This is a genomic window from Nocardioides pollutisoli (genome assembly GCF_040045055.1).
Taxonomy (GTDB): Bacteria; Actinomycetota; Actinomycetes; order Propionibacteriales; family Nocardioidaceae; genus Nocardioides; species Nocardioides tweenelious.
This window is the reverse complement of sequence record NZ_JBDZDU010000001.1, coordinates 1,478,486-1,502,300: the sequence shown is the minus strand read 5'-3', so window position 1 is coordinate 1,502,300 and position 23,815 is coordinate 1,478,486. Positions and strand designations below refer to the sequence as shown.

At 64.5% G+C, this 23,815-nt stretch carries 21 protein-coding genes; 12 read left to right on the top strand and 9 right to left on the bottom strand.

Going from position 1 to position 23,815, the window contains the following annotated elements:
* Positions 1 to 201: 201 nt before the first annotated feature.
* Entirely contained in the window at positions 202 to 810 is a 609-nt protein-coding gene (gene wrbA / locus ABLE68_RS07350) for an NAD(P)H:quinone oxidoreductase (protein WP_348870662.1), read from the bottom strand.
* Between the two features lie 273 nt (positions 811 to 1,083).
* Between wrbA and ABLE68_RS07345 the strand changes: the two genes are divergently transcribed.
* Positions 1,084 to 1,557 carry a substrate-binding domain-containing protein gene (locus ABLE68_RS07345; protein ID WP_348870661.1) on the top strand — a complete coding sequence of 158 codons (474 nt, stop codon included), beginning with the start codon at positions 1,084 to 1,086 and terminating at the stop codon, positions 1,555 to 1,557.
* Positions 1,539 to 1,664: a TOBE domain-containing protein gene (locus ABLE68_RS07340; protein WP_348870660.1), complete on the top strand. Its 126-nt coding sequence runs from the start codon at positions 1,539 to 1,541 to the stop codon at positions 1,662 to 1,664. Before ABLE68_RS07345 ends, ABLE68_RS07340 begins: the two co-directional genes overlap by 19 nt.
* Before the next feature lie 127 nt (positions 1,665 to 1,791).
* Here ABLE68_RS07340 and ABLE68_RS07335 read toward each other — a convergent pair whose 3' ends face one another.
* From ABLE68_RS07335 to ABLE68_RS07315, 5 genes are all read right to left on the bottom strand, one after another.
* Positions 1,792 to 3,327 (bottom strand): PucR family transcriptional regulator, encoded by a 1,536-nt coding sequence (locus ABLE68_RS07335; RefSeq protein ID WP_348870659.1) that lies wholly within the window; start codon positions 3,325 to 3,327, stop codon positions 1,792 to 1,794.
* 120 nt (positions 3,328 to 3,447) lie between these two features.
* Entirely contained in the window at positions 3,448 to 4,257 is an 810-nt protein-coding gene (gene folP, locus ABLE68_RS07330) for a dihydropteroate synthase (protein WP_348870658.1), read from the bottom strand.
* Between the two features lie 7 nt (positions 4,258 to 4,264).
* Positions 4,265 to 5,218, bottom strand: a complete 954-nt coding sequence (locus ABLE68_RS07325) for an electron transfer flavoprotein subunit alpha/FixB family protein (protein ID WP_348870656.1) — start codon at positions 5,216 to 5,218, stop codon at positions 4,265 to 4,267.
* A gap of 13 nt (positions 5,219 to 5,231) precedes the next feature.
* Entirely contained in the window at positions 5,232 to 6,035 is an 804-nt protein-coding gene (locus ABLE68_RS07320; protein WP_348870655.1) for an electron transfer flavoprotein subunit beta/FixA family protein, read from the bottom strand.
* A gap of 23 nt (positions 6,036 to 6,058) precedes the next feature.
* Complete coding sequence (locus ABLE68_RS07315) at positions 6,059 to 6,949, bottom strand: tetrahydrofolate dehydrogenase/cyclohydrolase catalytic domain-containing protein (RefSeq protein ID WP_348870654.1); 891 nt, start codon at positions 6,947 to 6,949, stop codon at positions 6,059 to 6,061.
* Positions 6,950 to 7,208: 259 nt separating this feature from the next.
* Here ABLE68_RS07315 and ABLE68_RS07310 point away from each other — a divergent pair, with 259 nt between their 5' ends.
* On the top strand, positions 7,209 to 9,659 hold the full coding sequence (locus tag ABLE68_RS07310; RefSeq protein ID WP_348870653.1) for a GcvT family protein: 2,451 nt from the start codon (positions 7,209 to 7,211) through the stop codon (positions 9,657 to 9,659).
* On the top strand, positions 9,656 to 10,510 hold the full coding sequence (gene purU / locus ABLE68_RS07305) for a formyltetrahydrofolate deformylase (RefSeq protein WP_348870652.1): 855 nt from the start codon (positions 9,656 to 9,658) through the stop codon (positions 10,508 to 10,510). Before ABLE68_RS07310 ends, purU begins: the two co-directional genes overlap by 4 nt.
* A 380-nt stretch (positions 10,511 to 10,890) precedes the next feature.
* Here purU and ABLE68_RS07300 read toward each other — a convergent pair whose 3' ends face one another.
* Positions 10,891 to 11,760: a LysR family transcriptional regulator gene (locus ABLE68_RS07300; RefSeq protein WP_348870651.1), complete on the bottom strand. Its 870-nt coding sequence runs from the start codon at positions 11,758 to 11,760 to the stop codon at positions 10,891 to 10,893.
* 82 nt (positions 11,761 to 11,842) lie between these two features.
* Here ABLE68_RS07300 and gabT point away from each other — a divergent pair, with 82 nt between their 5' ends.
* From gabT to ABLE68_RS07285, 3 genes are read left to right on the top strand one after another with little or no spacing between them, the layout of a single operon-like run.
* Positions 11,843 to 13,189 carry a 4-aminobutyrate--2-oxoglutarate transaminase gene (gabT, locus tag ABLE68_RS07295; RefSeq protein WP_348870650.1) on the top strand — a complete coding sequence of 449 codons (1,347 nt, stop codon included), beginning with the start codon at positions 11,843 to 11,845 and terminating at the stop codon, positions 13,187 to 13,189.
* A gap of 2 nt (positions 13,190 to 13,191) precedes the next feature.
* The gene (locus ABLE68_RS07290; RefSeq protein WP_348870649.1) at positions 13,192 to 14,460 is read left to right on the top strand and encodes a Glu/Leu/Phe/Val family dehydrogenase; all 1,269 of its coding nucleotides are present in this window, start codon (positions 13,192 to 13,194) and stop codon (positions 14,458 to 14,460) included.
* Positions 14,457 to 15,857: an NAD-dependent succinate-semialdehyde dehydrogenase gene (locus ABLE68_RS07285; RefSeq protein WP_348870648.1), complete on the top strand. Its 1,401-nt coding sequence runs from the start codon at positions 14,457 to 14,459 to the stop codon at positions 15,855 to 15,857. Before ABLE68_RS07290 ends, ABLE68_RS07285 begins: the two co-directional genes overlap by 4 nt.
* 284 nt (positions 15,858 to 16,141) lie before the next feature.
* On the opposite strand, the gene ABLE68_RS07280 is transcribed toward ABLE68_RS07285, so the two are convergent.
* Positions 16,142 to 16,744 carry a TetR/AcrR family transcriptional regulator gene (locus ABLE68_RS07280; RefSeq protein WP_348870647.1) on the bottom strand — a complete coding sequence of 201 codons (603 nt, stop codon included), beginning with the start codon at positions 16,742 to 16,744 and terminating at the stop codon, positions 16,142 to 16,144.
* A gap of 232 nt (positions 16,745 to 16,976) precedes the next feature.
* A complete protein-coding gene (locus ABLE68_RS07275; protein ID WP_348873240.1) occupies positions 16,977 to 18,419 on the bottom strand; it encodes an NAD(P)/FAD-dependent oxidoreductase in 1,443 nt (480 codons plus the stop codon).
* A 922-nt stretch (positions 18,420 to 19,341) separates the two neighbouring features.
* Between ABLE68_RS07275 and ABLE68_RS07270 the strand changes: the two genes are divergently transcribed.
* From ABLE68_RS07270 to ABLE68_RS07250, 5 genes are all read left to right on the top strand, one after another.
* Positions 19,342 to 20,544, top strand: coding sequence for a cytochrome P450 (locus ABLE68_RS07270; RefSeq protein ID WP_348870646.1), 1,203 nt, complete (start codon positions 19,342 to 19,344; stop codon positions 20,542 to 20,544).
* Between the two features lie 3 nt (positions 20,545 to 20,547).
* Positions 20,548 to 20,748 carry a ferredoxin gene (locus ABLE68_RS07265; RefSeq protein ID WP_348870645.1) on the top strand — a complete coding sequence of 67 codons (201 nt, stop codon included), beginning with the start codon at positions 20,548 to 20,550 and terminating at the stop codon, positions 20,746 to 20,748.
* Between the two features lie 11 nt (positions 20,749 to 20,759).
* Entirely contained in the window at positions 20,760 to 22,010 is a 1,251-nt protein-coding gene (locus ABLE68_RS07260) for an NAD(P)/FAD-dependent oxidoreductase (protein ID WP_348870644.1), read from the top strand.
* Positions 22,007 to 22,402, top strand: a complete 396-nt coding sequence (locus tag ABLE68_RS07255) for an ester cyclase (RefSeq protein WP_348870643.1) — start codon at positions 22,007 to 22,009, stop codon at positions 22,400 to 22,402. Before ABLE68_RS07260 ends, ABLE68_RS07255 begins: the two co-directional genes overlap by 4 nt.
* Positions 22,403 to 22,741: 339 nt before the next feature.
* The gene (locus ABLE68_RS07250; RefSeq protein ID WP_348870642.1) at positions 22,742 to 23,812 is read left to right on the top strand and encodes an ABC transporter substrate-binding protein; all 1,071 of its coding nucleotides are present in this window, start codon (positions 22,742 to 22,744) and stop codon (positions 23,810 to 23,812) included.
* Positions 23,813 to 23,815: the final 3 nt, after the last annotated feature.

Sequence of the window (23,815 nt, the reverse complement as noted above, 5' to 3'; positions counted from 1 at the left end):
GAGACGAGCGGCGGCCAGCGCGGTGCCTTATCGGACCCTTCGAACGTTGCCGTGCTGTGGCGCGCGACCCAATTGGGCTGACGACCGCGGGGACCTTCCGTGGATTTGCATCATGGCCGCGTTGTGCGCGCGCCGTGACCTACCTCCTGCGCTGATGCGGAGGGTAGGTCGCGGGCGCGCCCATGCCGCGCTTGTGCTACTTCACGCTCGCTGCAACTGGCTCGCGATACTGACAACTCGGGTCGCCAGGTGATCCAGGGCAGCCATCTCGTTCTCGCCGAGCGGGCGGTCGTTGTCCCCGCCGGTCACATGGGAGACCCCGTAGGGGTTGCCGTCGGCGAACTTCAGCGGGTCGGTGTAGCCGGGGGGCACGAGTAGCCCGCCGAAGTGGTACACCGAGTTGTAGAGCGCAAGGAGCGTTGTCTCCTGCCCGCCGTGCTGGGTCTGACTCGCAGTGAAACCGGCATACACCTTGTCCTGGAGCTCACCTCGACCCCACGAAGGACCGAGAAGGTCGAGGAACTGCTTGAGCTGACTCGCAACGTTGCCGAACCGCGTCGGCGTGCCGAAGAGAACTGCGTCGGCCCAAGTGACGTCTGCCGGCGATGCTTCTGGTATCTCGGACGTGGCGGTCGCGTGCTCGTGCCATGCCGGGTTTGATGCAATCGCCTCTGCTGGCGCAAGTTCGGCAACCCTCCTGAGGCGAACGTCGGCCCCGGCGGAGCTTGCGGCAGCCTCCATACGTTGGGCCATCGCGTGGACGGTTCCTGTGGCTGAGTAGTAGATGATGGACAGCTTGCAGGCAGCCACGCGCTGCTCCTTCGGATCGGCAGTTTCGGACGGTGAAAGTTTCATTCGCTCGCTGACGCCGCGCTCTACCGATGCAGACAAATTGGATGTGCCTTGGCAGTGGTTCAGTCAACGTATGCGTGATGTCTGACGTGCTTGGTGAGCGAAGCCGTCATGTGTCTTGGCTCAACCGCAGTCGGGGGCGGGAGCCGATTGCCTGCGTCCGTAAGGATGTCCGCTCGCTTTGCCGCTCTGCCTAGGAATTGCCTACGTCTAGGTCGCGATGATCGGCTTATGTCCTTCCACTCCCGTCACCGGCTCTCGGTGCTTGCTCTCTCGGGCGCGACAGCCACGACACTCCACGTCGCGCTGCTGGCCTCGCCCTCTCAGGCCGACAGCGACTCCACGCTGACAGTCATCGGCACCAGCGACGTCTTCGACTCCAACCTCGCGCAGACGGTGCTCGAGCCCGGCTTCGGGGCGGCCTACCCGCAATACGACCTCCAGTACGTCAGCAAGGGCACCGGCGCCGCGATCGCGTGCGCCGCGGCCGGCGCCGCGAGCGCGCTGATCGTGCACGCGGCTGCGCTGGAGGACCAGTTCGTCGACCAGGGCTACTCCGACGAAGAGTTCGGGCGGGCCATCTTCTGGGGCGACTACGTCCTGCTCGGTCCCGAGAGCGACCCGGCGGGCGTCATGAGCGGCGACAACCCCACATCGAACGTCAGCGAGGCCTTCCGATCGTCTCGGTGGAGCGCGACGGCGTGATGGCCGAGGTCGAGATCGCGTGCGGCGACTACCGCGTGGTCTCACTGATGAGCCGCGAGGCCGCCGAAGAGCTCGACCTCAAGCCCGGCGTCCAGCCACCGCGGTGATCAGGTCGACCAACGTCGTAGTCGGGGTCATGGCTTAAGAATCCATTCAACAGCCGCGACGCCACCGTCCCGAGAGTGCCAACTGAGGGTGCAGCGAACTCGTTGACTTGTGGGTACTGGCTTTTTCTCAACCGACGATCGTCCCATCGTCGACAGCAGTGTTGAGAAGCTGTCGTGTACGCAGCGCAAGGTACAGCTCAGCCTGAACACCGAAGTCGCGAAGATCCGCGCCGGTCATCTCTTCAACCTTCTTAAGTCGATAGACCAGTGTCTGCTTGTGAATGCCCAAACGGCGAGCACCCTCCTGCCAGGAACGATTGACCTCAAAGTAGACCTGGAGCGAGCCCAACAGATTGGCCCCGTGCGCCTCGTCGTACTCGATGATCGGTCCTAGGAGCCGCTGGACCGCTGCTTCGCCTTCAGCAACCGTGTTAGGCATGAAGTAGGAGCCGTGGGTTCCATAGACTGCACTCTGGACGGAGCCCGCCCGAGCACTTTCGAGTGCCCACTGTGCCTCTCGGAACGCGTCCGACAGGCGGGCGAGCGAAGCCACAGGTTGACTGGCCCCGACCGTGGCCTCTGCGAAGTCGAGCTCAAGCCCAGCCAGGAATCGATCGTCGTCGACGACGATCAGATGAAGCTCGCCGACCGGCAGGTGAAGGTGCGGCCACGAAGCGTATTCCAGCCCTTCTGCAAGTCTGATCGAATGCACCCTCCCGGGATTGCCCTCGCTAGACTCTCGCCACACAGTCACGCGCCATGGACCATCGCCGAGCCCGTGGAGTCGCATCTGCTTCGCCGCCGCCTCAGGTGCGATCGTGCCGTCAAGCATGCGCCGAGCGATATCCGCTCCTCGAGCCCTCAACCGCGATGCCTGAGCCGCTCGTCGTTCGACCTCGAGCTCGACGATCATGCCAGCGTGTTGCGTCAGGAGCAGGTCAGGAGTCTCTTCGCCAGGCTGATCGCGCACTACGAGGCCGGCGGTGCCTTGTGTTCCGATTGGCACGAGCAGAGCGGAAACGTCCGCGGCGGTCAGTCGGTTGAAGGCCGATAGACGGCCATCTTGAGCCTTGGCGCGCTCAAGTGCAGCCTCCTTTACGCCCGGCGGCAGCTCTGTCGGGCCGGGGAGCAGTGATCTTCCGGTTCGTAGGGAGATCACGTGCAAGTGTGCATGAAGCTCGCGTCCGAGTCGTTCGAGCAGGTCATCGGCTGAAGCACCCTGATGTGTGCGGCGCAGTATGTCGTACAGGCGCAGGACCCTTGCAGCCCTCGAGTGAGCACGCCCGCTGTTCGCTTCGGCAACCAATCGCGCGACCGTGACGAACGGGACGCTGCGAACGGTCATCAGAACCGGGAAGCCCATCGAATCCGCTGCCGAGATGGCCTCTGTGGTCAACGGAGGTGCGACGAACCCTTCGCCGAGCGCAAGCCCGACGATGCTCGCGTCGGCGAGTTGCCTAATGAAGTGCACCTGTGCCGCTGGATCGGCCGGAAAGCTGTAGCCATCCGTCATGAGGAGATCGCCGCTTCCCAGCCAGTTCCAGGGATCCGATACCTCGCACGTGTGGGCCCAGGTGATGCTTCTCTGCATTCCGGCTCGCCCGGCCACGATTCTGGTGCGGACAAGGGGATCGGTGACGAGGGCTTCGATCGTCAGGCTCACGTTGTCATAATCACACGGGGGGGCCCCGCCTGGAGCCGGCGTTGCGTTGTTGTTACATCGTATAACCGTCAGCTGAACTGGCGCGAAGATCTACTAGTCTCCCCAGCGGGTGCTCGTCCGTTATCGAGTGACTCCACGCCATCGCATGGCAACTTCCGCAGCGCGTCGATTCGCAGGGATGTTGTGCACCCGCAGGTAGTCGACGCCTATGAAGGAGGCGATCGCCGTCGAGGCAGCAGTCAGGTCGTCGCGGCTTTGCGGATCGTCGGCCCCGTCGGCCGCGCTGAGGATCTCTCGGAAGAGACTCTTCCGAGAGGTGCCAACCAACAGCTCGCAGCCCAGCGATTGGAGCACCGGAAGATTGCGCAGGAGGTCCCAGCTCTGGGATGCGGTCTTCGCGAAGCCGATGCCGGGATCCAGAATCAAGTTAGTTGACCGCACGCCGGCTTCGAGTGCTGCCTCGATCCGTTCAGCAAGCTCGTCTCGGACTTCACGCACCACGTCGGCGTAGACCGCGTGTGCAACCATTTCGTCGCTCGTGGCCCGCCAGTGCGAAACCACGAGGGTAGCGCCCGTTCGCGCCGCCAGACCGAGCATGCGGTCGTCGTGAAGCCCGCCGCTGACGTCGTTGACCATCGTGACCCCCAGATCTAGACAAGCTTCGACGACCTCGGCGTTCATGCTGTCGATGCTCACTCGGACGCCAGCGCGCACCAGTGCGCGCACCACGGGCACGACGCGCTCCAGTTCGGTTCGCGTGTCGACGGAACTCGCGCCTGGACGGGTCGAGCAACCGCCGACGTCAACCGCCCAGGCACCCTCCTCGGCCATCTGAAGACCGGCGCGTACGGCCGCGTCAGCACCGGGATAGCGCCCGCCGTCGGAGAAGGAGTCGGGGGTGACGTTGACGACGCCCAGGAGGCGGACCATGCCGCCACTAGTCCTTGCGCTGATTGATCTGCTCGGTGGCGGCGGGGAGGACCGTGTGGAGGTCACCCACGACACCGAAGTCGACCAGCTCGAACATCGGGGCCTCGTCGTCCTTGTTGACGGCCACGATGGTCTTCGAGGTCTGCATGCCGGCGCGGTGCTGGATCGCACCGGAGATGCCGTTGGCGACGTAGAGCTGCGGCGAGACCGTCTTGCCGGTCTGCCCGACCTGGAAGCTGTGCGGCATCCAGCCGGAGTCGACCGCGGCACGAGAGGCACCCACGGCCGCGCCGAGGGCGTCGGCGAGGGCCTCGATCGGCTCGAAGTTGCCGCCGGTGCCACGACCACCGGAGACCACGATCGCGGCCTCGGTGAGCTCGGGACGACCGGTCGCCTTGCGCGGCTGCGAGGCCACGATCTGCGCGGTCTTGGCACCGTCCGAGATGGTCGGGGAGAACTCCTCGACCGCGGCGGCGCCCTCGGACTCCTCCGGAGCGGCGGAGTTCGGCTTGACCGTGATGATCGGGGTGCCCTGGGTCACCTTCGCGGTGACGGTGAAGTTGCCGGCGAACACGCTCTGCGTGGTGACCGGGCCCTCCTGCACGTCGACGGCGTCGGTGATCAGGCCCGACTGGAGCTTGATGGCCAGCCGGCCGCCGATCTCCTTGCCCTCGGCGGAGGAGGGGATCAGGATCGCGGCGGGTGACGCCTTCTCGGCGAGCTGCTGCAGCGCCTCGGCCTTGGGAGCCACGAGGTAGCCCTTGAGCGGGGCGTCGTCGATGACGTAGACCTTCTCCGCGCCGTACTTCTTGACCTTGTCCGCAACCTCGGAGGCCTTGTCGGCGGGGCCGATGAAGACGGCCGAGGGCTCACCGAGCCGCTTGGCGATGGTGAGGAGCTCGTACGTCGGCTTCTTGACCGCGCCTTCGACGTGGTCGATCAGAACCAGAACTTCAGACATGTGGCAGCGCTCCTCAGATGAACTTCTTCGAGGCGAGGAACTCGGTCAGCGCCTTGGCGCCCGAGCCGTCCTCGTCCTTGACGATCTCGCCGGCGGTGCGCGGCGGACGGGCCGTGGTCTCGACGACCTCGGTCCAGGCGGCACCCGCGCCGACCTCGCTCGCGTCGACGCCGATGTCGCTGAGCGACCACACGTCGAGGGGCTTCTTCTTGGCGGCCATGATGCCCTTGAACGACGGGTAGCGAGCCTCGCCCGACTGGTCGGTGACCGAGAGGACCAGCGGCATCGTGCCGCCGACGACCTCGGTGGCGGCGTCGCCGTCGCGCTTGATGCGCACCTGGTCGCCCTGGAACTCCACGACCGCGGCCAGCGTGACCTGCGGGAGGCCGAGGCGCTCGGCGAGCATCGCCGGGACGACGCTCATGCCGGCGTCGGTCGAGGCCAGACCGCCGACGACGAGGTCGACCTTGGTCTCGGCGCCGAGCTTCTCGATGGCCTTGGCGAGCACCAGCGACGTCGCGATGGCGTCCGAGCCTGCGATGGCGTCGTCGAGCACGTGGACGCCCTTGTCGGCACCCATCTGCAGCGCCTTGCGCACCGCGTCGACAGCCTTCTCGGGACCCACGCACAGCGCGGTCACCGTAGTGTCGTCGCCGGCCTTCTCCTTGATCTGCAGGGACTGCTCGGCGCCGTACTCGTCGAGCTCCGACAGCAGACCGTCGACGCCGACGCGGTCCACGGTGTTGTCCGACTCGAACTGCCGATCAGCAGTGGCGTCGGGGACGTACTTCACACAGACGACAATGTTCACTTGCATGCTCCGTTTCGTGGTGCTGTCCGTCAAGACGCGACTCTGGTCGCAACTTCCGAGTCGATGCCGGCCGCACGCTCTGCGAGTTCCACGACGTTCCTCAGGAGCATCGCGCGCGTCATCGGGCCGACACCTCCGGTGGCCCGCGTCCACTTCCCGGCGACGTCCTCGACGCCCGGGTCAACGTCGCCGAGGATCCCTTCCACGGTGCGCGTGATGCCAACCGAGAGGACCGTGGCGCCGGGCTTTACCCAGTAAGGCTTGACCAGGTGCGCCACCCCGGCGGCGGCGATCACGACGTCGGCGACACGTGTGTGGGCGGCGACGTCGATCGTGGCTTCGTTGACCATGGTTACTGTCGCGTGTTCGCTCGGTCGCGTGAGCATGAGCCCGAGTGGTCGGCCCACGGTCGTTCCGCATCCGATCACGCAAAACTGTGAGCCTGTGATGGGGACATCGTTGCCGCGCAGCAGCTCAAGGATCCCTCGGGGAGTGCACGGCAGCGTGCCCGCTTGGTTCAAAACCAAGCGGCCCAGGTTCACCGGGTGCAGTCCGTCGGCGTCCTTGTCAGGGTCGATGGCGTTCAGGACGATGTGCATGTCGATGTGGGCCGGCAGCGGCAGCTGAACGATGAAGCCAGAGCAGCGCCTGTCCTCGTTCATGCGACCGACCGCGTCTAGTACGCGCTCCTGAGAGGCGTCGGCGGACATGTCGAAGCGGAGGGAGTCGATGCCGATTTCCGCGCAGTCGCGGTGCTTTCCCGCAACGTATGACTGCGAGCCGGCGTCCTTTCCGACAAGGATGGTTCCGAGGCCGGGTCGTTGACCGATTGCCTCGAGTGCGGCGATCCGGGTGCGCAGGGAGTCCTTGACCTGCTGTGCTGCCAGTTTGCCGTCGATGACGGTTGCTTTGCGTTCCATTAGGTCGGACCCTTCTGTTTCGCACCTGCGTGGCGGCAGGAGTTCACACGTCCGAGGACCGTGGTGATCGACTCGCTGGACGGGTGGCTCAATCGGGGCGCACTAGGAGGCATGCGCCGCGTCAGTGACAACCATCGCGACAACAACAAGCGCCCGCCATTGATTGATCGAACAATTCGTGCGGCAGATGTTTGTTAGTAGTCGCATAGCCGCACTCCTTGTGGGCAGGCACTGTTGCTGTCGATGGAGAGGTGGCCTCATGGCAATTCAGCAACAGCCTGCGCGCGCGCAGGTCGTCATCGTGGGTGGCGGCATCATCGGAACCAGTACGGCGTACCACCTGGCCTGTCGCGGCTGGACTGACGTCGTGCTGCTCGAGCGGAACACCCTGACGTCGGGCACGACCTGGCACGCGGCTGGCCTGGTAACACAGGCGCGGGGTACGTGGGGGACCCGCGAAGTCGTCCAGCGAAGCCTCGACGTCTTCCACAACCTCGAGCACGACACAGGCTTCTCTACCGGCTTCGTAAAGACCGGCACGATGAATCTCGCTACGTCCGCGGACCGGCTTGAGGAGATGCGCCAACTGGCCAGCGTCGTTCGCGGGAACGGCATCGAAGCAGAGCTCCTCGACGTTGACCGCACCCTTGAGCTGCATCCGTTACTCAGCAGCGACGGTCTGCACGGAAGTCTTTACTTCCCGGAGGATGGCCGCGGCAGCGCCACCGACACCACCATCTCGCTGGCTCGCGGAGCGACCCGTCGCGGCGTGCGGATCATGGAGAACGTCACCGTCACGGACGTTATGACGTCCGGCGACCGGGTCACCGGAGTGCGTACGAGTGCGGGAGAAATCGAAGCCGAGTATGTCGTGAACGCGACCGGCATGTGGGGTCGTGAGTTCGGCGCCCTAGCCGGCGTGGACGTACCGCTGCAGGCCCTCGGTCACTACTACGTGGTGACCGAGGCCATCGAAGGTCTTCCTCGGAATCTCCCCACCATCAAGAGCGGTGACGAGTACTCGTATGTGAAGGACGAGGCCGGGGCGCTGATGGTGGGCTTCTTCGAGCCTGGAAGCTACGCCTGGGCGTCCAGGGGCATCCCGCAGAGCGACGGATACATCCGGTTACCCGAGGACTGGGACCACCTCGGCGACTTCTACGAGAAGATGATGCGACGGGTTCCGGTTCTGGCTGATGCGGGAATCCGGCTGCACTTCTGTGGCCCGGAGAGCTTCACGCCCGACGGTCAATACCACCTGGGCGAAGCACCGAACCTGCGCAACTTCTTCGTGGCTGCCGGATTCAACTCCGTCGGCTTCCTCTCCGGACCCGGCGCTGGGTCTGTACTTGCCGACTGGATCGTCGACGGTCGGAGCCCCATCGACCTTCCCGAGACCGACCTCGGTCGAGTTCAAGCGCACGAGACCAACCGTAGGTTTCTCGAGGAGCGGGTCGTCGAGTCGCTGGACATCTCCTACGAGATCCATTGGCCGTTCCAGCAGCGGGAGAGCGCACGTCAACTGCGGGTGAGCCCTCTATACGGGCGAACCGATGCTGTCGGAGCCGTCTTCGGAGAGCTCGTCGGCTGGGAACGCGCCAACTGGTATGCGCCCCCTGACGTGGTGCGTCGATACGAATACTCGTTCGGTCGTCCTAACTGGTTCGAGCATTCGGCAGCGGAGCACGTTGCCATCCGTGAGGCCGTGGGGATGATCGACACCTCCTCGTTCGGCAAACTCCTGGTGCAAGGTCGAGACGCGGTCAACGTGCTCAACCGGCTCTCGGTAAACGAAGTCGATGTGCCCGTCGGGCGAATCGTATATACGCAATGGCTCAACCAGTACGCAGGCATCGAAGCCGACGTGACGGTGACAAGGACGGGCGAGGCTGAGTTCCTCGTGCTCTCTGGGCCGGCGACCGTTAAACGCGACCTGGCCCATCTACGGCGTCACATCGGACCAAACGATTTCTGCACGGTGGCCGACGTCAGTGGGACAATGGCCATGCTCGCGGTGATGGGCCCGCACGCCCGCGAACTGTTGGGCCCCCTCACTGATGCGGATCTGTCAACAGACGCATTTCCTTTCGGCACTTCCCGCGAAATCGACCTCGGCCTGACGCACGTCAGAGCCACGCGTGTGACCTACGTGGGCGAGCTGGGTTGGGAGCTTTTGATCCCGTCCGAAAGCTCCGGTCACGTCTGGGACACCCTCATTGAAGCTGGCCAACCGCAGGGCCTGCGCCCCGTCGGCTATCACGCCATGAACTCTTTGCGGCTTGAGAAGGGTTACCGCAGCTGGGGCCATGACGTCTCAGCGGGCGACAACCCCATCGAGGCGGGGCTGTCGTTCACGGTCAAGTGGGACAAACCCTCCGGATTTATCGGGCGCGAGGCGCTCGCGAAGGTGAAGTCTGAGGGAGTTGCCCGTCGCCTCATCCAGTTCGTCTTGGACGACCCAGAGCCGCTCCTATTCCACGATGAGCCGATCTACCGCTCCGGCAAGCTGGTGGGGCGTGTGGCTTCGGCGCAGTACGGGCACACCCTCGGCGGCGCCGTGGCTCTTGGATGGGTCGAGGCGACCGAGGTCGTGCCGCGCAGTTGGTTCGAGGCGGAGCCGTACGAGATCGAGGTCAATGGCCGTCGTATCTCGACTCGTGCGTCGCTCAGCCCCCTTTATGACCCGAAGTCCGAAAGGCCCAAGCAGTGACACACGACCTGACCCTCACCCTATCGTGCGCGGATCGACCCGGGATCGTCGCGGCCGTGGCCGGCTTCCTGGCAGACCGCGGCTTCACGATTCGAGACAGTCAACAGTTCGGAGATGAAGACTCGGGACTCTTCTTCATTCGAGTTCACGCCGTAGCTGACCTTCCGATCGAGTTCGACCTTCTGCGAGCCGAGTTCGGCCCAGCAGTGGGCGAGACCATGGAGGCGTCCTGGGCGCTGCACGACCCGTCTGTGAAGCATCGAATACTGGTCATGGTCTCGCGCCAGGGTCATTGCCTCAATGATCTCTTGTACCGAGTGCGGACTGGCTCCCTAGCGGCTGACATCGTCGCCGTAGTCTCGAATCACGACGATCTCCGCGAACTCGTCGAGTGGCACGGCATTCCTTTCCATCACGTCCCCGTGACTGCTGATACGAAGGACCGGGCCGAAGATGAGCTGCGGAAGCTGGTCGCGTCCTACGACGCTGACTCGGTGGTTCTCGCCCGCTACATGCAGATCCTGTCCGACCCTCTCTGCCGAGAATTGGCCGGGCGTGCCATTAACATTCACCACAGCCTGCTCCCGAGTTTCAAGGGGGCACGGCCCTACTTCCAAGCCCACGCACGCGGCGTGAAGGTCATCGGCGCGACTGCACATTACGTCACCGCGGACCTCGACGAAGGGCCAATCATCGAACAGGACTTCACTCGAGTCGACCACTCGAACTCGGCCGTAGACCTGACGGCGATCGGACGTGATCTGGAGGCGCATGCCCTCGCGCGTGCAGTCACTGCACATGCCGAGCACCGGGTCCTAATGAATGGGTCGCGGACTGTGGTGTTCCGATGATTACGACTGAAACGTCAAAGCCGAATTCCGCGGGGTCTGACGAGCTGGAAGCAGACGCCGACACTGCCGGGGGCGCCAGCATCGGTAGCCACATCATCCTGGGAGTCAACTGAACCCGGTCGAGAGTTGACAGCGGTGGGTTGCAGGACCCGTAGTCGTCCGGTTGTTCTATGAAACCGGTACCGGTCGAGGCCGAGTTCAACTCGGGTGGCACGCACGACCATTCCTCTGGCAACGGCGTTCCCTGTCTAGCTGGACCGTTCCCAAGCCCCCGTGTCGACGTAACCGCGAACCGGTACGGCGTTTGACGCGTACCTCAGTCGTGCGTGTTAAAAACGGCCGGTTGAAGCGGGCCCGTCCACCACTGCGCCAATTGCTGCTCAATACGTTGCCTCCACCCAGAGGCCTAGGCGTCGCGCGATGTCAGCGATGGTCGCGGCAGCTACTCCGCGCGGATCCCACGCGGCGGTGAGTCGAATTGCGAGCGTGTACTCGTCGAGCTCGATGGCGAGGGGAACCAGGTCGAAACGCGGGTCGTCGGACACAACCGCGATACCGCGCCCGGACGCTGCAAGCGCCTGAGCGATGGTGCCGTTCCCTGCCTCTACCACTGTGCTGTACGAAGCCCCTAGGGCAAGGACGGCCGAGTCGAGAGCTTCACGGGCGGTGAACGTCGACGGCAGGGTGACCAGGGGTCGCCCGAGCAGCTCGTCAAGCGGGACAGTGCGCCGACTCGCCCACGGGTCGGACTGGGGAACATAAGCCCAGACAGGCAGCGAAGTCAGCTCCTGAGCGACGTAGGGCATGGGCGGCCGTTGAGTTCCGATCGCTAGGTCGGCCCCGCCGCGCAGCATCTCAGCGGGGGAGAGGCCATCGGCGGCACTAACGTCGACGACGGGATCGTTGCGCGACATTGTGGCAACGAATGGCGAGACGACATCGGTCAGTGTCACGGTCGGAGCCCTGATGGTCACGCGCTCGAGTCCGCCGTGGGCATGGAAGGCTGCGCGCTCCTGGACGGCCTCGGCCGAGGCCAGCAGCTGACGAGCCGCGGGAAGCAGCGCTCGGCCGGTGCGACTCAGCGCGAGCCGCCCGGCGCCTCGGTCGAATAGCGTGACGCCGAGGTCCTGCTCGAGCTGTCGGAGTTGACGGGAAAGGGCGGGCTGGGTGACGTGGACCCGCGCCGCGGCGGCGCTCACACTGCCGGCGTCTGCGGTCGCCACGAAATATTGGACATGTCGCAACTGCATCCGATCTCCTATGCCTATTGAGCATGATCTAGCGACAGAACGGGTATTGGACAGCATAGAGGCATCTGTTGAGACTTGGCGCATGAACGCACCGTCCGTCGAGCAGTCCATCGTCCCGCAGGAGCGCCTGATCCGCACCGAGCTCCCCGGGCCGGAGTCGCGCCGGTTGATGACCCGTAAGAACTCGGCCGTCGCTGCGGGCGTCGGCACGACGATGTCGGTCTTCGCCGCACGCGCGGCCGGCGGGATCGTCGTCGACGTCGACGGCAACCGGTTCATCGATCTCGGCTCGGGCATCGCGGTCACCACCGTCGGCAACAGCGCGCCGCGCGTGGTCGAGGCCGTGCAGGAGCAGGTCGCGGCGTTCACGCACACCTGCTTCATGGTCACGCCCTACGAGGGCTACGTCGCCGTCGCCGAGGCGCTCAACCGACTCACCCCCGGCGACCACGACAAGCGCACCGCGCTCTTCAACTCCGGCGCCGAGGCCGTCGAGAACGCCGTCAAGATCGCCCGCACCCATACCGGTCGCCAGGCGGTCGTGGTCTTCGACCACGCCTACCACGGCCGCACCAACCTGACCTTGGCGATGACCGCGAAGAACATGCCCTACAAGCACGGCTTCGGTCCGTTCGCCGGCGAGGTCTACCGCGCTCCCCTGTCCTACCCCTACCGCGACGGCGGCACGGACGGCGCGACGTCGGCCCGCCAGACGATCGACGTGATCGAGAAGCAGGTCGGCGCCGCCAACCTGGCCTGCGTCGTGATCGAGCCGATCCAGGGCGAGGGCGGCTTCATCGAGCCGGCCACCGGCTTCCTGCCCGCGCTCGCCGCATGGTGCCGCGACAACGGCGTCGTGTTCGTCGCCGACGAGGTGCAGACCGGCTTCGCCCGCACCGGCGACCTCTTCGCCTGCGACCGCGAGGGCGTCGTCCCCGACCTGATCGTCACCGCCAAGGGGATTGCCGGAGGCCTGCCGCTCTCGGCCGTCACCGGCCGCGCGGACGTCATGGACTCCGCGCACGTCGGCGGGCTCGGTGGCACCTACGGCGGCAACCCGCTCGCGTGCGCCGCGGCCCTCGCCGCCATCGACACCATCGAGGCCGAGGGCCTCGTCGCTCGCGCCCGTGAGATCGAGGAGTTGCTCCTTCGCCGGCTCCGCCAGATCGAGGCCCGTGACGCCCGGATCGGCGACATCCGGGGCCGCGGGGCGATGATCGCCGTTGAGCTGGTTAAGGCCGGCACCGACGAGCCCGAGCCCGAGCTCGCCAAGGCCGTCGCCGTCGCCGCACATCGCCAGGGCGTCATCGTCCTGACCTGCGGGACCTACGGCAACGTGCTCCGGTTCCTGCCGCCGCTCGCCATCTCCGACGACCTGCTCCACGACGCGTTCGACGTGCTCGCCGCGACACTCGAAGTGATCCGATGACCGTGCTTGGCGACCGCGCTGTCGGAGCCGACCGCGGTCCGCTCGACGACGCGGTGGAGCAGCTCGCCGAGGCCTGCGACCTGCTGGGGTACGACGAGGGCACGTTCCAGATGCTCGCCGCCCCGCGCCGCGAGGTCACGGTGAGCATCCCGCTGCGCCGTGACGACGGCAGCATCGAAGTCCTGACCGGCCACCGCGTGCAGCACAACCTGTCCCGCGGTCCGGCTAAGGGTGGCCTGCGCTATAGCCCGCACGTGGACCTCGATGAGGTGCGCGCGCTCGCCATGTGGATGACGTGGAAGTGCGCCCTCATGGAGCTGCCGTACGGGGGAGCCAAGGGCGGGGTCACCATTGACCCGAGCCGCTACAGCCGCGCCGAGCTCGAGCGGGTGACTAGGCGCTACACCGCTGAGATCCTGCCGGTTATTGGTCCGACCCGGGACATCCCGGCGCCCGACATCGGCACCGACGAGCACACCATGGCTTGGATGATGGACACCTACTCGGTGGCCAACGGCCATACCGTCCTAGGGACCGTGACCGGCAAGCCGGTCAGTCTCGGCGGATCGCTGGGCCGGGCAGCAGCCACGTCCCAAGGTGTCGTGCACGTCGCTGTGGCCGCGCTGCGGCACCAGGGCATCGATCCCGGCGGAGCGACCGCCGCAGTCCAGGGCTTTGGCAAGGTCGGGCGCGGGGCGGCGCGTTTCCTCGCCGCAGGTGGGGTCTCCGTCCTCGCGGCCAGCGACGAACACGGGGCTGTGTGGTCGCCTGACGGCCTCGACGTGCCCGCTCTCGAGGACCATGTTGACCGCGTCGGGACTGTGGTCGGCTTCCCCGGCGCGACCGTTATCGACAACGAGGCCCTACTGACTCTCGACGTAGACCTGCTGGTCCCGGCGGCCGTCGAGTGCGTGCTGCACGGTGGCAACGCTGCTGCGGTGCAGGCGCGCTTGGTCGTAGAAGGAGCCAATGGACCGACCACCACCGAGGCCGATCGAATCCTGCAGGCACGCGGCGTGCTTATCGTCCCCGACATCCTCGCGAACGCAGGCGGCGTCGTCGTCTCCTACTTCGAGTGGGTGCAGGCGAACCAGGCCTACTGGTGGACCGAGGCCGAGGTCGAGGAACGCCTTGCCGTTCGCATGACCACCGCCTGGGACCAGGTACAAACCGAGTCCCGCGAGCGCGGCCTCCCGCTGCGTGCCGCTGCCACCTGCCTCGCCGTACGCCGCGTCGCCGAGGCTCACCAACAGAGAGGCCTCTACCCGTGACCGACTTCCCTACCTTCCCCATCGAGAATCCCGCGACCCTCGAGGTCATCGATCGCGTGCCCGACCACGGCGTCGACGAGGCGCGCGCAGCGGTGGACCGCGCGGCGGTGGCGTTCCAGGCTTGGTCGCGGACGTCGTCTCGGCACCGTTCGGAGGTGCTGCGGAGGGCGCACGAGTTGATGCTGCGCGACAAGGTCGAGCTGGCTGAGTTGATCTCGGCCGAGAACGGCAAGTCGCTCGTGGACGCCGCCGGCGAGGTCGGCTACGCCGCGGAGTTCTTCCGCTGGTTCTCCGAGGAGGCTGTCCGCCCCGGTGGCGAGTACGGCGAGGCACCCGCCGGCGGCGTTCGCAACTTCGTCTCCCACCGGCCGGTCGGAGTGGCCGCGCTGGTGACGCCGTGGAACTTCCCTGCCGCCATGGCGACCCGCAAGATCGGCCCCGCGCTCGCCGCCGGCTGCACTGTCGTGCTCAAGCCGGCCGCCGAGACCCCCCTGACCGCGCTCGCGCTCGCGCGCATTCTCACCGAGGCCGGAGTCCCTGACGGCGTCGTCGAGGTCGTCACGACGACCGACGCCGCGAGCGTCGTGTCGGCGTGGCTGTCAGATCCTCGGGTCCGCAAGATCTCCTTCACCGGTTCCACCGGCGTCGGCCGCGCTCTGCTGCACCAGGCCGCAGACCGGATCCTCAACACCTCGATGGAGCTGGGCGGCAACGCTCCGGTCGTCGTCACCGAAGATGCCGACCTTGACGTTGCGGTCGCCGGCACCATGGTCGCGAAGTTCCGGAACGGCGGACAGGCCTGCACCGCGGCCAACCGGATATACGTCCACTCTGACGTCGCATTCGACTTCCTCGCACGCCTCGGCGACGAGGTGGAGAAGCTCACCGTGGGCCTGGCGTCTGACGGCGCGACGATCGGACCACTCATCACCGCTGGTGCCCTTCACCGCGTGACCGAGGTCGTCGACCTGGCCGTCCGTGAGGGAGCGAGGATCTCCCACCAGGCGCAGCTCCCGGACGCGGCCGGCTACTTCTTTCCGCCGACGGTGCTCGCGGACGTCGCGCCGGATGCCACCATCCTGCGCGAGGAGATCTTCGGCCCCGTCGCGCCCGTGGTCGTTTGGCACGGCGAGGAAGAGCTCCTCGAACTTGTCAACGACACCGAGTACGGCCTCGCGGCCTACGTCTTCGCCGGCGAGCTCGGCCGCGCGGTCCGGCTCGGCGAACGGATCGACGCCGGCATGATCGGCATCAACCGCGGCCTGGTCTCGGACCCATCGGCGCCGTTTGGCGGGGTCAAGCAGAGCGGCCTCGGCCGCGAGGGCGCCCGAGACGGGCTGCGGGAGTTCCAGGAGACGCAGTACGTCAGTGTCGACTGGCCTGCATCCCTACGCTGATTGCTGGGACTGTTCGGTGCTCATCGCGAGCCGGGGGTACGACAGGGCGCGTCCTCTGTAAATCCTCAGACAGGGGAACTGTATGTGGAGCCGCCCGCGAAGCGCAGGATGGCACGAGCTTGAGTTGTGTCCCAAGCTAGCCTGCCACGGATTTGCGGAACCGGGCATGGGACAGTCCTTGAGCTGCGCCGCGGCACAGCGACGCGTCTGTCATTCAGGCCAGCTAATTCATCGCCCGCATGAATCGTATCCTGCCTGGTCCATGCTCTATGGGGCTGAGCCCTTTAATAGCGAAGCGGCCTTTGCGCATGCCACACGTGGGCATGGGTGCTGCTTCCTGCGCCATCGAGAAAGGTCGTCCATACGAGAGCGGGAAGGATATTGGGTGCGGCGTCGCCAGCAGACAATGCGTAACGAGCGCCGATGCCCAGGCCCCACAGGGTTGAGGACAACCAAAGGGCCGGAAGCTCAGATCGGAGGAGGTCGAGTCGCTGAGCGTTCCTGAGAAGAACCTCTTCTCTCCTGGCGATCTCCCGTTCGAGTCTTCGAAGCTTGGGATCCCGGTCCAGTACGTGGTGGAAAATGGTCAGGCCGAAATCTTCCGGCTGCGCCATGTACCCCTGAAATAAGCGTCTAATGCACTTCGCCACGAGATCGGGATCGTCTGACTCGGTAGCCGATTGTGCGTCGACATCGTCAAGACACTTTCTCCAACGGAGCACGGCCCGTTCGACGAGTTCACGGAATAGTTGGTCGCGGGTCTCGAAGTGTCGATGCAGCGTGGCCCGTGCGATGCCCATTCCCTCCGCGAGCTCGGCCATCGACTTGAACGGATCATGGTTGAGTTGCCGCTGGGCGGAATCCAGCGCGGCCTCGCGAGTAACCACTAGCCCTCCTGTCGATCCATGTCCGACTTTGATCTTACGGGCCGACGAACCATAGATTGAGAAGAAGCCTCAGCAAGGTCCGAGTACGCACCGGACAGTTTCAATTGGCGCAGCTGTAGAGACGCCGCAGAGAACATGCTCTCGCTCGTCCTAAGCGCGCGTGACTCCCAGAGTGCCCGACATTCTGGGAGAGGCTTGAGCATTTCACTTGGGGGCACCGGACCTCCACCTCTCAGCCGACGAACGATGTCGGGTCGATGCGTGTAAGCAGTCCCGTCAAAGTACCCACTGTGCGCTCCTCATCCTGTCTGCGGTCCTGCCGCAGGAGGGCATTCTTAACGAACTGACCGCCGACGAAGCGGATCGGCTCTGGCGGTAGTCCGCGGCCGCTCGGCAGGCGGGTAAGGAACGACTGGCTCAGGCCATCGTTCGACCTGCTCACCAGGCTCGCAAGAATCTGTGCGCCAATCACAGCCGGGCCGATCCCGTCGCCGGAATAACCGGTGCCGAAGTAGACCCCTCGCCAGCCCGGCACTTCGCCGAAGAACGGCAAGGACGAGATGCTGTATTCGACTGGGGCGCGCCACGTCGACACTACGTTAGCTCCGACGAGCGCCGGGACCGTGCGAGCCATGTGGTCGAGCAGATGCGTAGGATGTGGCACTGGCCGGTATAGCGTCCTAGCGCCCCGTGCCCTCCAACCTAGAGCCAGTCCGGCTTTCCCGAACAGAACCTTCCCGTCTTCCAAGCCACGCCAATAGTCCAATAGTCGACCGGCATCGGAAACGTTAGCGCGGGACGCCGCGTCGAACGGCTGGCGGGGTTGGACAACGACCGTGTCGGACGCTGTCGTGAGCAAGTACTTTCGCAGCTCCGGAATGCCGGTACACCATGCATTAATTGCCAGAACTATTGCGTCAGCCTGGACCGAGCCGTGCAGGGTTCTGACAGTGGTGGAGCCATGTTCAGACTTTTCAAGACCCCTAACCGGGCTTCGTTCGTAGACCGCGACTCCCAGTGACCTTGCAGCCGCCAGGAGCCCGCGGACCAATTTTCCCGGATGCAACCCGACACATGTGGGATCGAGCACCCCGCCGCGTACGGGTGCTCCGGCGAGCTCTGTCGCTCTGTCGCCGTCCAGTTCGACGAATGGGGAGTCGTCATACGCGCTCGATGCGTCGAGGGTTTCCCGCCACGCACGATCTTGACTGCTGTTGTTCGACGCCCACAGCCAACCATTGGACTGGATCTCTGCGTCAATGTTGTGCTCGCTGCAGAACAGGCGGATGTGGTTGATCGCCTCAACTGATGCGCGAGCGATGTCAAGACCCTCATCCCGTCCACCGACCTTCAGGAGGGTAGGTAGCTTCGGCCACAGGTTCATCAACATGCCGGCGTTCGCTCCGCTAGACCCGGACCCACACTGGTTGGCCTCTAACAGAACCACGTTCAAGGTGGGTTCACGCCGCTTGAGTTCGATGGCAGTCCACAGACCGGTAAACCCGCCCCCGACGATGCAGACGTCGGCCCGGTCGGAAGACGACAACGGGTCGGCGGCCTCGGCGCGGGACGCTGTGCTTAAAGCATCGGTCATCCAGTACGACCTCGATGCGGCGTCATGTGCGGACGACCCGAATCCGGTAAGGGACCACGTCTGAACCTGCCCAAAGTGCATCGTCACCGGACCACCGTACGAACCGACCCGCGAGCGGATGTCCACTGATGTCGCAGATTTCCCCCGCCGTTTGCCTACCATCGGAAAAGGCGGGTGGCAGGCGCGTCGATCGGCCGCGGAGCCATGGCGGCGCATAGACCTCGCCTCGACCCCGCGGGGGGCAACGACCACAGATGGGCGTCGACCGGGGCGGTTTCGTTCGACTTCGCGTGATCTGCTGGCTTCGGTCGTCAATGGGCGTCGCGGCCGACTCGCCGGGTACGGCAAGTGCGCTAGCGCCAGGCGACGCCGCGACGCGCCTTGGATTAGCGGAGATCCCCGCGCCGCGCCGGACGACAGTACGGCGGGCGTCGTGGCGGTGGTCTCCACCCGCCGCCCCGACGCTTGGGTAGCACCACCTCCATCTCGCCATAAGACCGATGGACGTCCCGAGGTGGACATCATCGACTCAAATAAGTCGGAGCGGTCTCTAAGACGATCCAATTGGCGCAACGAAATTGTCGCCAAGGCCTAGCAGACCTAGGTAACTTCCTCGCATCAGAACTCTGGGTCTAAAGATTGCGAACTCCGAGTCGCGCCCGGGACGAAATTCAATTCGAGCCGCGGCCGCCATCGGCAAGAACCGAACTTTCGACTCACCCTGCTCCACTGCCCGCAGTCCGAAACCAGCCGGCGCCACTTTCCGAATTATTAGCCCGTGTGCGCCAGGTTCATTCAATTTCCGGACAAAGTGCTTGGGTCGGGGACCTCAAATGAATGGCAAATGCTTTGTCTGGCTGCGGCACCGTCACAAATGTGGCGATGTTCGTGGTCGTGTTAATTCTCCACGTGTCCCGACCGCGCCGACTCGAATCGATCCGCAGGCCGAAGCCAGGCGGCCTCATCGTCGCTCGACCCCGACCAACCACAAGAAAGACTTGCGATGTCAACCACGTTCGATGACCGCAGCTTGCGATTTCCGATCGGTGCCCAGCTGACGCTCGATGAAGTGGGCCGGGACCCGATCCGCCTAACTCGCCTGCTCCGCGAAGAGGAGCCTGTTTCTTGGCTTCCCAGGGCGGAAACTTGGCTGGTCTCCTCTCGCGAGTTGGTCGAGCAAGTCGTCCGGGACCATCACAGGTTCACGGCCGAATCGGAGGAGAACACTGACCGCGCGGTGCTCGGACCCACGATGCTCACGGTCGATGGTCCGCAGCACGATGTTCACCGGAAGCCCTTCGACCCGCCAATGCGAGCCGGGCATGTCGGCGCATTCACGGGGACGATCAATGCCCGCGTGAACGAGATCCTTGCGAACTTTGCGAGCTCTGGGACCGCTGACATCGTGCAGGACTTCGCCGAACCACTTGGTCTGAAGGTAGTCAGTGACGTGCTCGGCTTCGACTACCCAGAACCCGAGCGTATTCGGATGCTGCTCGCGGAACTGTTCGAGGCCATGCAACTTCACGTCGGACCGGAAGTCCGCGAGAAGGCCAACGCCGTTCGACGTGCGTTCGTTCCGGAGGTCCTGCGCACGCTTGAGGAGGCGCGCATGCGTGCCCCAGAGTCTGTGCTGGGGATGGTCGCGAACAGCAGCGCGGACGTGCCAGAAGAGGTGCTGGCGAACAACACCATCAACTTGATGTTTGGCGGTGTGGAAACGACGGCGACGCTGGTGACGACAACGCTCTGGACGCTCCTCAGCCATCCGAGGCAATTGCGCGAGGTCCGCGAGAACCAGTCGCTGCTCCCGCAGGCCATCGACGAATCGATCCGCCTGCATCCTGCCTTCGCCATCTCACTGCGGTGGGCTGCCGAGGACGTCGAGCTCGGCGGAGTCCGCATCCCTGCGGGCGATCGCATCTACCCGCTGCTGATCGCAGCGAATCGCGATCCCTCGATGTTTGAGCGTCCCGACGATTTCGACCTCCATCGTGCCAACGCTCGCCAGAGCAACTCGTTCGGCCGAGGACTGCACTTCTGCATCGGTCAGAACGTGGCACGACTAGTCGGACATCTTTCCCTAGCTGCTCTCCTGAGCCAATTGCCGGGACTTCGGCTCGACGAGGGTCACTCTCCGGGCCAGCCGACCGGCCTGGAATTCCATCGCCTTCCGGCACTGCGCGTTCTATGGGACAGGGAGTAGGACATGAAGATCGAAGTGGACTGGGCCGCTTGTATCAGTTCTGGCATGTGCACTGCAGCTGCGCCGGATCTCTTTGCGCTTGACGAGAAGTCGCAACTGCTCGTCCTAGTGGAAGGCGAGCTTGAAGGATCATTGCCTGGTCAAGCAGTGGAAGCTGTTGACGTCTGCCCCGTGCAGGCCATCCGACTCGTCGGCGAGCGTTGACCGGGCGGTCGGTGGTGGTCGTCGGGGGCGGAGTCGCCGGCCTTCGATGCGTCGAGGGGCTGCGACGCGAGGGTTCGACCAGCAGCATCACGCTCGTTCACGAGGAACGGATGCTGCCCTACGAGCGGCCACCACTGTCTAAGAAGGTGCTGACGGGCGAGCGATCGGTCGAGTCGCTCGAGTACCAGTCCCCTGACTACTTTCAGAGCCTGCAGGTCGATCTGGTGCAAGGCCCGGCCCTCGCCCTGGATTTGGAGTCGAAGTCGGTCCTGGTTGGGCCTCGCTCTTATCGATACGACGACTTGGTCATCTGCACTGGTGCGGCCTCTCGTCGATTGCCGACGACGGTGGTCAGCCCGACTCTGCCCGGCGTGTTCTACCTTCGGACCGCGGACGATGCTTCGAGGCTTGCCGAAGCGTTGCCACGCGCTAGGTCCGTCATCGTTGTCGGGGCGGGATTCGTAGGCTCGGAAGTGGCATCAAGCGCGCGCGCGATGGGCGCGCCCGTCACGGTGATTGAAGTCGCCCCCATCCCGCTCGCCCGGGTGCTCGGTGCAGAGATGGCTGCCGAGTGCGCGCAGTTGCATCGCCGAAACGGGACCACACTGATGTGCGGTCATGTGGTGACAGGCATCCGCGGGGACGGCGGCGTCGAGTTCGTTGAGCTCGCCGATGGAACGTTGCTTCCCGCTGATCTGGTGGTCGTCGGAATTGGTGCCGAGGCCAACGTCGAATGGTTGGTCGGCTCTGGCTTGCCGATCGGCGACGGAGTGCTATGCGACGATCGCCTTCAGGCCAGCGCGGACGGGGTCCACGCGATCGGTGACGTCGCAAGTTGGGCAGATCCGACCACGGGGCTTCGGCAAAGATTCGAGCAATGGACCGTCGCGATCGAGCAAGCGAAGTACGTTGCGCGGCAGATCGTGAACCCGTCGCGTTCCGAAAGCTTCACGACCAGTAATTACTTCTGGTCAGAGCAGTACGGCGTCAACATGCAGTTCGTCGGCTCGACCCTCCCCGGCGATGCCACGAGCGTCTGGGCAGCACGTGGCGAAGGTCGCCTATTCGCCCTCTACCGATCGCGGGAACGCCTGACGGCTGCTTTCGCGATTGATGCCCCTCGAGACTTGATGCGCGCCAAGGGACTGATCGAGTCGGGTGTCGGCTGGGACGCAGCGATGGAAGCTTTCCCCGGCCACCACTTCGACGAGGTGGCCGCGAGAAGCACATGCGAGACATCAGGAAGTAGGAGTCAGCTATGAACAGAGATGCGCGATCGCTCGTCGAAGGATTTTGCCGAGCCATTAACGAACGAAACCTCGACAGGTTCGACGATGTCGTCGCGTCCGACTATCGACAGCGTGAGCCTTCCCTGCCACAGGGCCGAGTAGGTCTGAAGGCGGCGATGAGTGGGTTCCTCGCAGCCTTTGCGGATCTCAGCGTTGAGATCGATGAGCTCCTCTTCGATAGATCCGTGGTTGGCGGCAGTTTCCGCTGGCGGGGAACTCATACCGGTGAGTTCCTCGGGATTGCGCCTACCAACCGGCATGTCGAGTTCATGGCGGCCGACTTCTGGGTCGTGCGCGACGAAATGCTGGCAGAGCACTGGGGCGTCACTGACGTCTCGCTACTCATTGACCTGAGCGAGAGCTGAACACCTGTACCCGAGCCTGAGGTGCGGTCCGACCCGAGTGCCGCACCGCGTCGCCCAGACCTCGGTCTTGCTTAGCGAACCCTTCAAGCAACGTGGAGTAGAAATGATGAACCGATTGTCGACGCAGGTCGGCGCGCTGGCGAGAACGTCATGACGTGGGCTCTTGGGAAACCTCCAACTTGTTTGAGTCGACGCGTTTTACTCCAGGCGACGGGACTCGGCGCTGGTGCGCTTGCCGTGTCTGCTTGTGCGTCAAGAAGGCACAGTGAGGGAGGTGGAGACCCGGCGTCGACAGGCCCCGGGGGTATTTCTCTCGCCCGTCCTGAGTCGCCGGTTAGCTTGCCGCTGTACGACGACAATCAGGCGATCAAGGGGGGCCTTTCCGCCGAAGCAGGACCGTTGAGCGTGTACTGCTGGACCGGGACAATTCCCAAGCAGACGTTCCAGTCCTTCGAGGAGCAATACGGAGTCGAGGTCAGGCCTACGTTCTACGGAAGTCCCGACGAGGCGCTACCGAAGATCCTTTCGGGCGCCATCGACTTCGACGTCTACGAGTGCTCCATGGAACAGCTCCCGATCGCAGTCGCGAATAAGATCATCCAGCCCGTCAACGACTCGTACCTGTCGAACAAAGCGAATATCTGGGGAGCGCTTCGAAGCCCCTGGTACGACGCTGAGGCGTCTTACACAATCCCTGGGTCCTACTGGACGACGGGTATCGCTTGGCGTGAGGATCTGCTTCCCGCCTTCGACCCGTCCTCATTTAAGAACCCGTACGACGCCTACTGGGAGCTCGATGGGGTGGCAGGCAAGGTGCAGTTTCTAGACTACATCCGGGACTGCATCGGAATGACGATGATGCGCAACGGTGTGGATGACATCAACTCGACAAACCAGTCCGATCTCGATGATGCAGTTGCCGCCATTCGTGAGCTCGTCCAGAAAACGCGGCTTCGACTCTCCGCCGACGCGTACCAGACCCTCGCCCAAGGAACAAACTGGATAGAGCAAGCCTGGGGTGCCGACGTCTATTTCGCAGGCTTTTATCTTCCGAAGGACGTTCCGCAGACAGTACTCAAGTTCTGGGCGCCGCAAGATCGCGCAATCGTCACCTCGGATACCTGGGTCATTAACCGTAAGGCGAGGAATCCTGTCCTCGCGCACCTCTGGATGAACCACCTCCTTGAGCAGCAGCATGCAGAGAAGATGGTGCAGTATTCAGGGCTCGTCACGCCGATCAAGGGGATGGAGGTCGACAACCTCATCGCCAACGGCATCATGGACGAGAGGCTGCTACCGGCTCTCCCCTCGCCGCATCAGATTGCAAACGGCGTGTATCACGCCCCGCTCAGCAAAGAGGGTGAGACGGCATGGCAGAACGCCTGGCTGGCCGTGAAGTCCGACGCGTGAAAA

Excerpts from the sequence above, each read along its gene's own strand:
- ABLE68_RS07265 (WP_348870645.1), top strand. The coding sequence starts at position 20,548 with ATGAAGATCGAAGTGGACTGGGCCGCTTGTATCAGTTCTGGCATGTGC.
- ABLE68_RS07310 (WP_348870653.1), top strand. The coding sequence starts at position 7,209 with ATGGCAATTCAGCAACAGCCTGCGCGCGCGCAGGTCGTCATCGTGGGT.
- ABLE68_RS07325 (WP_348870656.1), bottom strand. The coding sequence starts at position 5,218 with ATGTCTGAAGTTCTGGTTCTGATCGACCACGTCGAAGGCGCGGTCAAG.
- ABLE68_RS07270 (WP_348870646.1), top strand. The coding sequence starts at position 19,342 with ATGTCAACCACGTTCGATGACCGCAGCTTGCGATTTCCGATCGGTGCC.
- ABLE68_RS07300 (WP_348870651.1), bottom strand. The coding sequence starts at position 11,760 with ATGCAGTTGCGACATGTCCAATATTTCGTGGCGACCGCAGACGCCGGC.
- ABLE68_RS07255 (WP_348870643.1), top strand. The coding sequence starts at position 22,007 with ATGAACAGAGATGCGCGATCGCTCGTCGAAGGATTTTGCCGAGCCATT.
- ABLE68_RS07320 (WP_348870655.1), bottom strand. The coding sequence starts at position 6,035 with ATGCAAGTGAACATTGTCGTCTGTGTGAAGTACGTCCCCGACGCCACT.
- gabT (WP_348870650.1), top strand. The coding sequence starts at position 11,843 with ATGAACGCACCGTCCGTCGAGCAGTCCATCGTCCCGCAGGAGCGCCTG.
- ABLE68_RS07315 (WP_348870654.1), bottom strand. The coding sequence starts at position 6,949 with ATGGAACGCAAAGCAACCGTCATCGACGGCAAACTGGCAGCACAGCAG.
- folP (WP_348870658.1), bottom strand. The coding sequence starts at position 4,257 with ATGGTCCGCCTCCTGGGCGTCGTCAACGTCACCCCCGACTCCTTCTCC.
- ABLE68_RS07275 (WP_348873240.1), bottom strand. The coding sequence starts at position 18,419 with ATGCACTTTGGGCAGGTTCAGACGTGGTCCCTTACCGGATTCGGGTCG.
- ABLE68_RS07345 (WP_348870661.1), top strand. The coding sequence starts at position 1,084 with ATGTCCTTCCACTCCCGTCACCGGCTCTCGGTGCTTGCTCTCTCGGGC.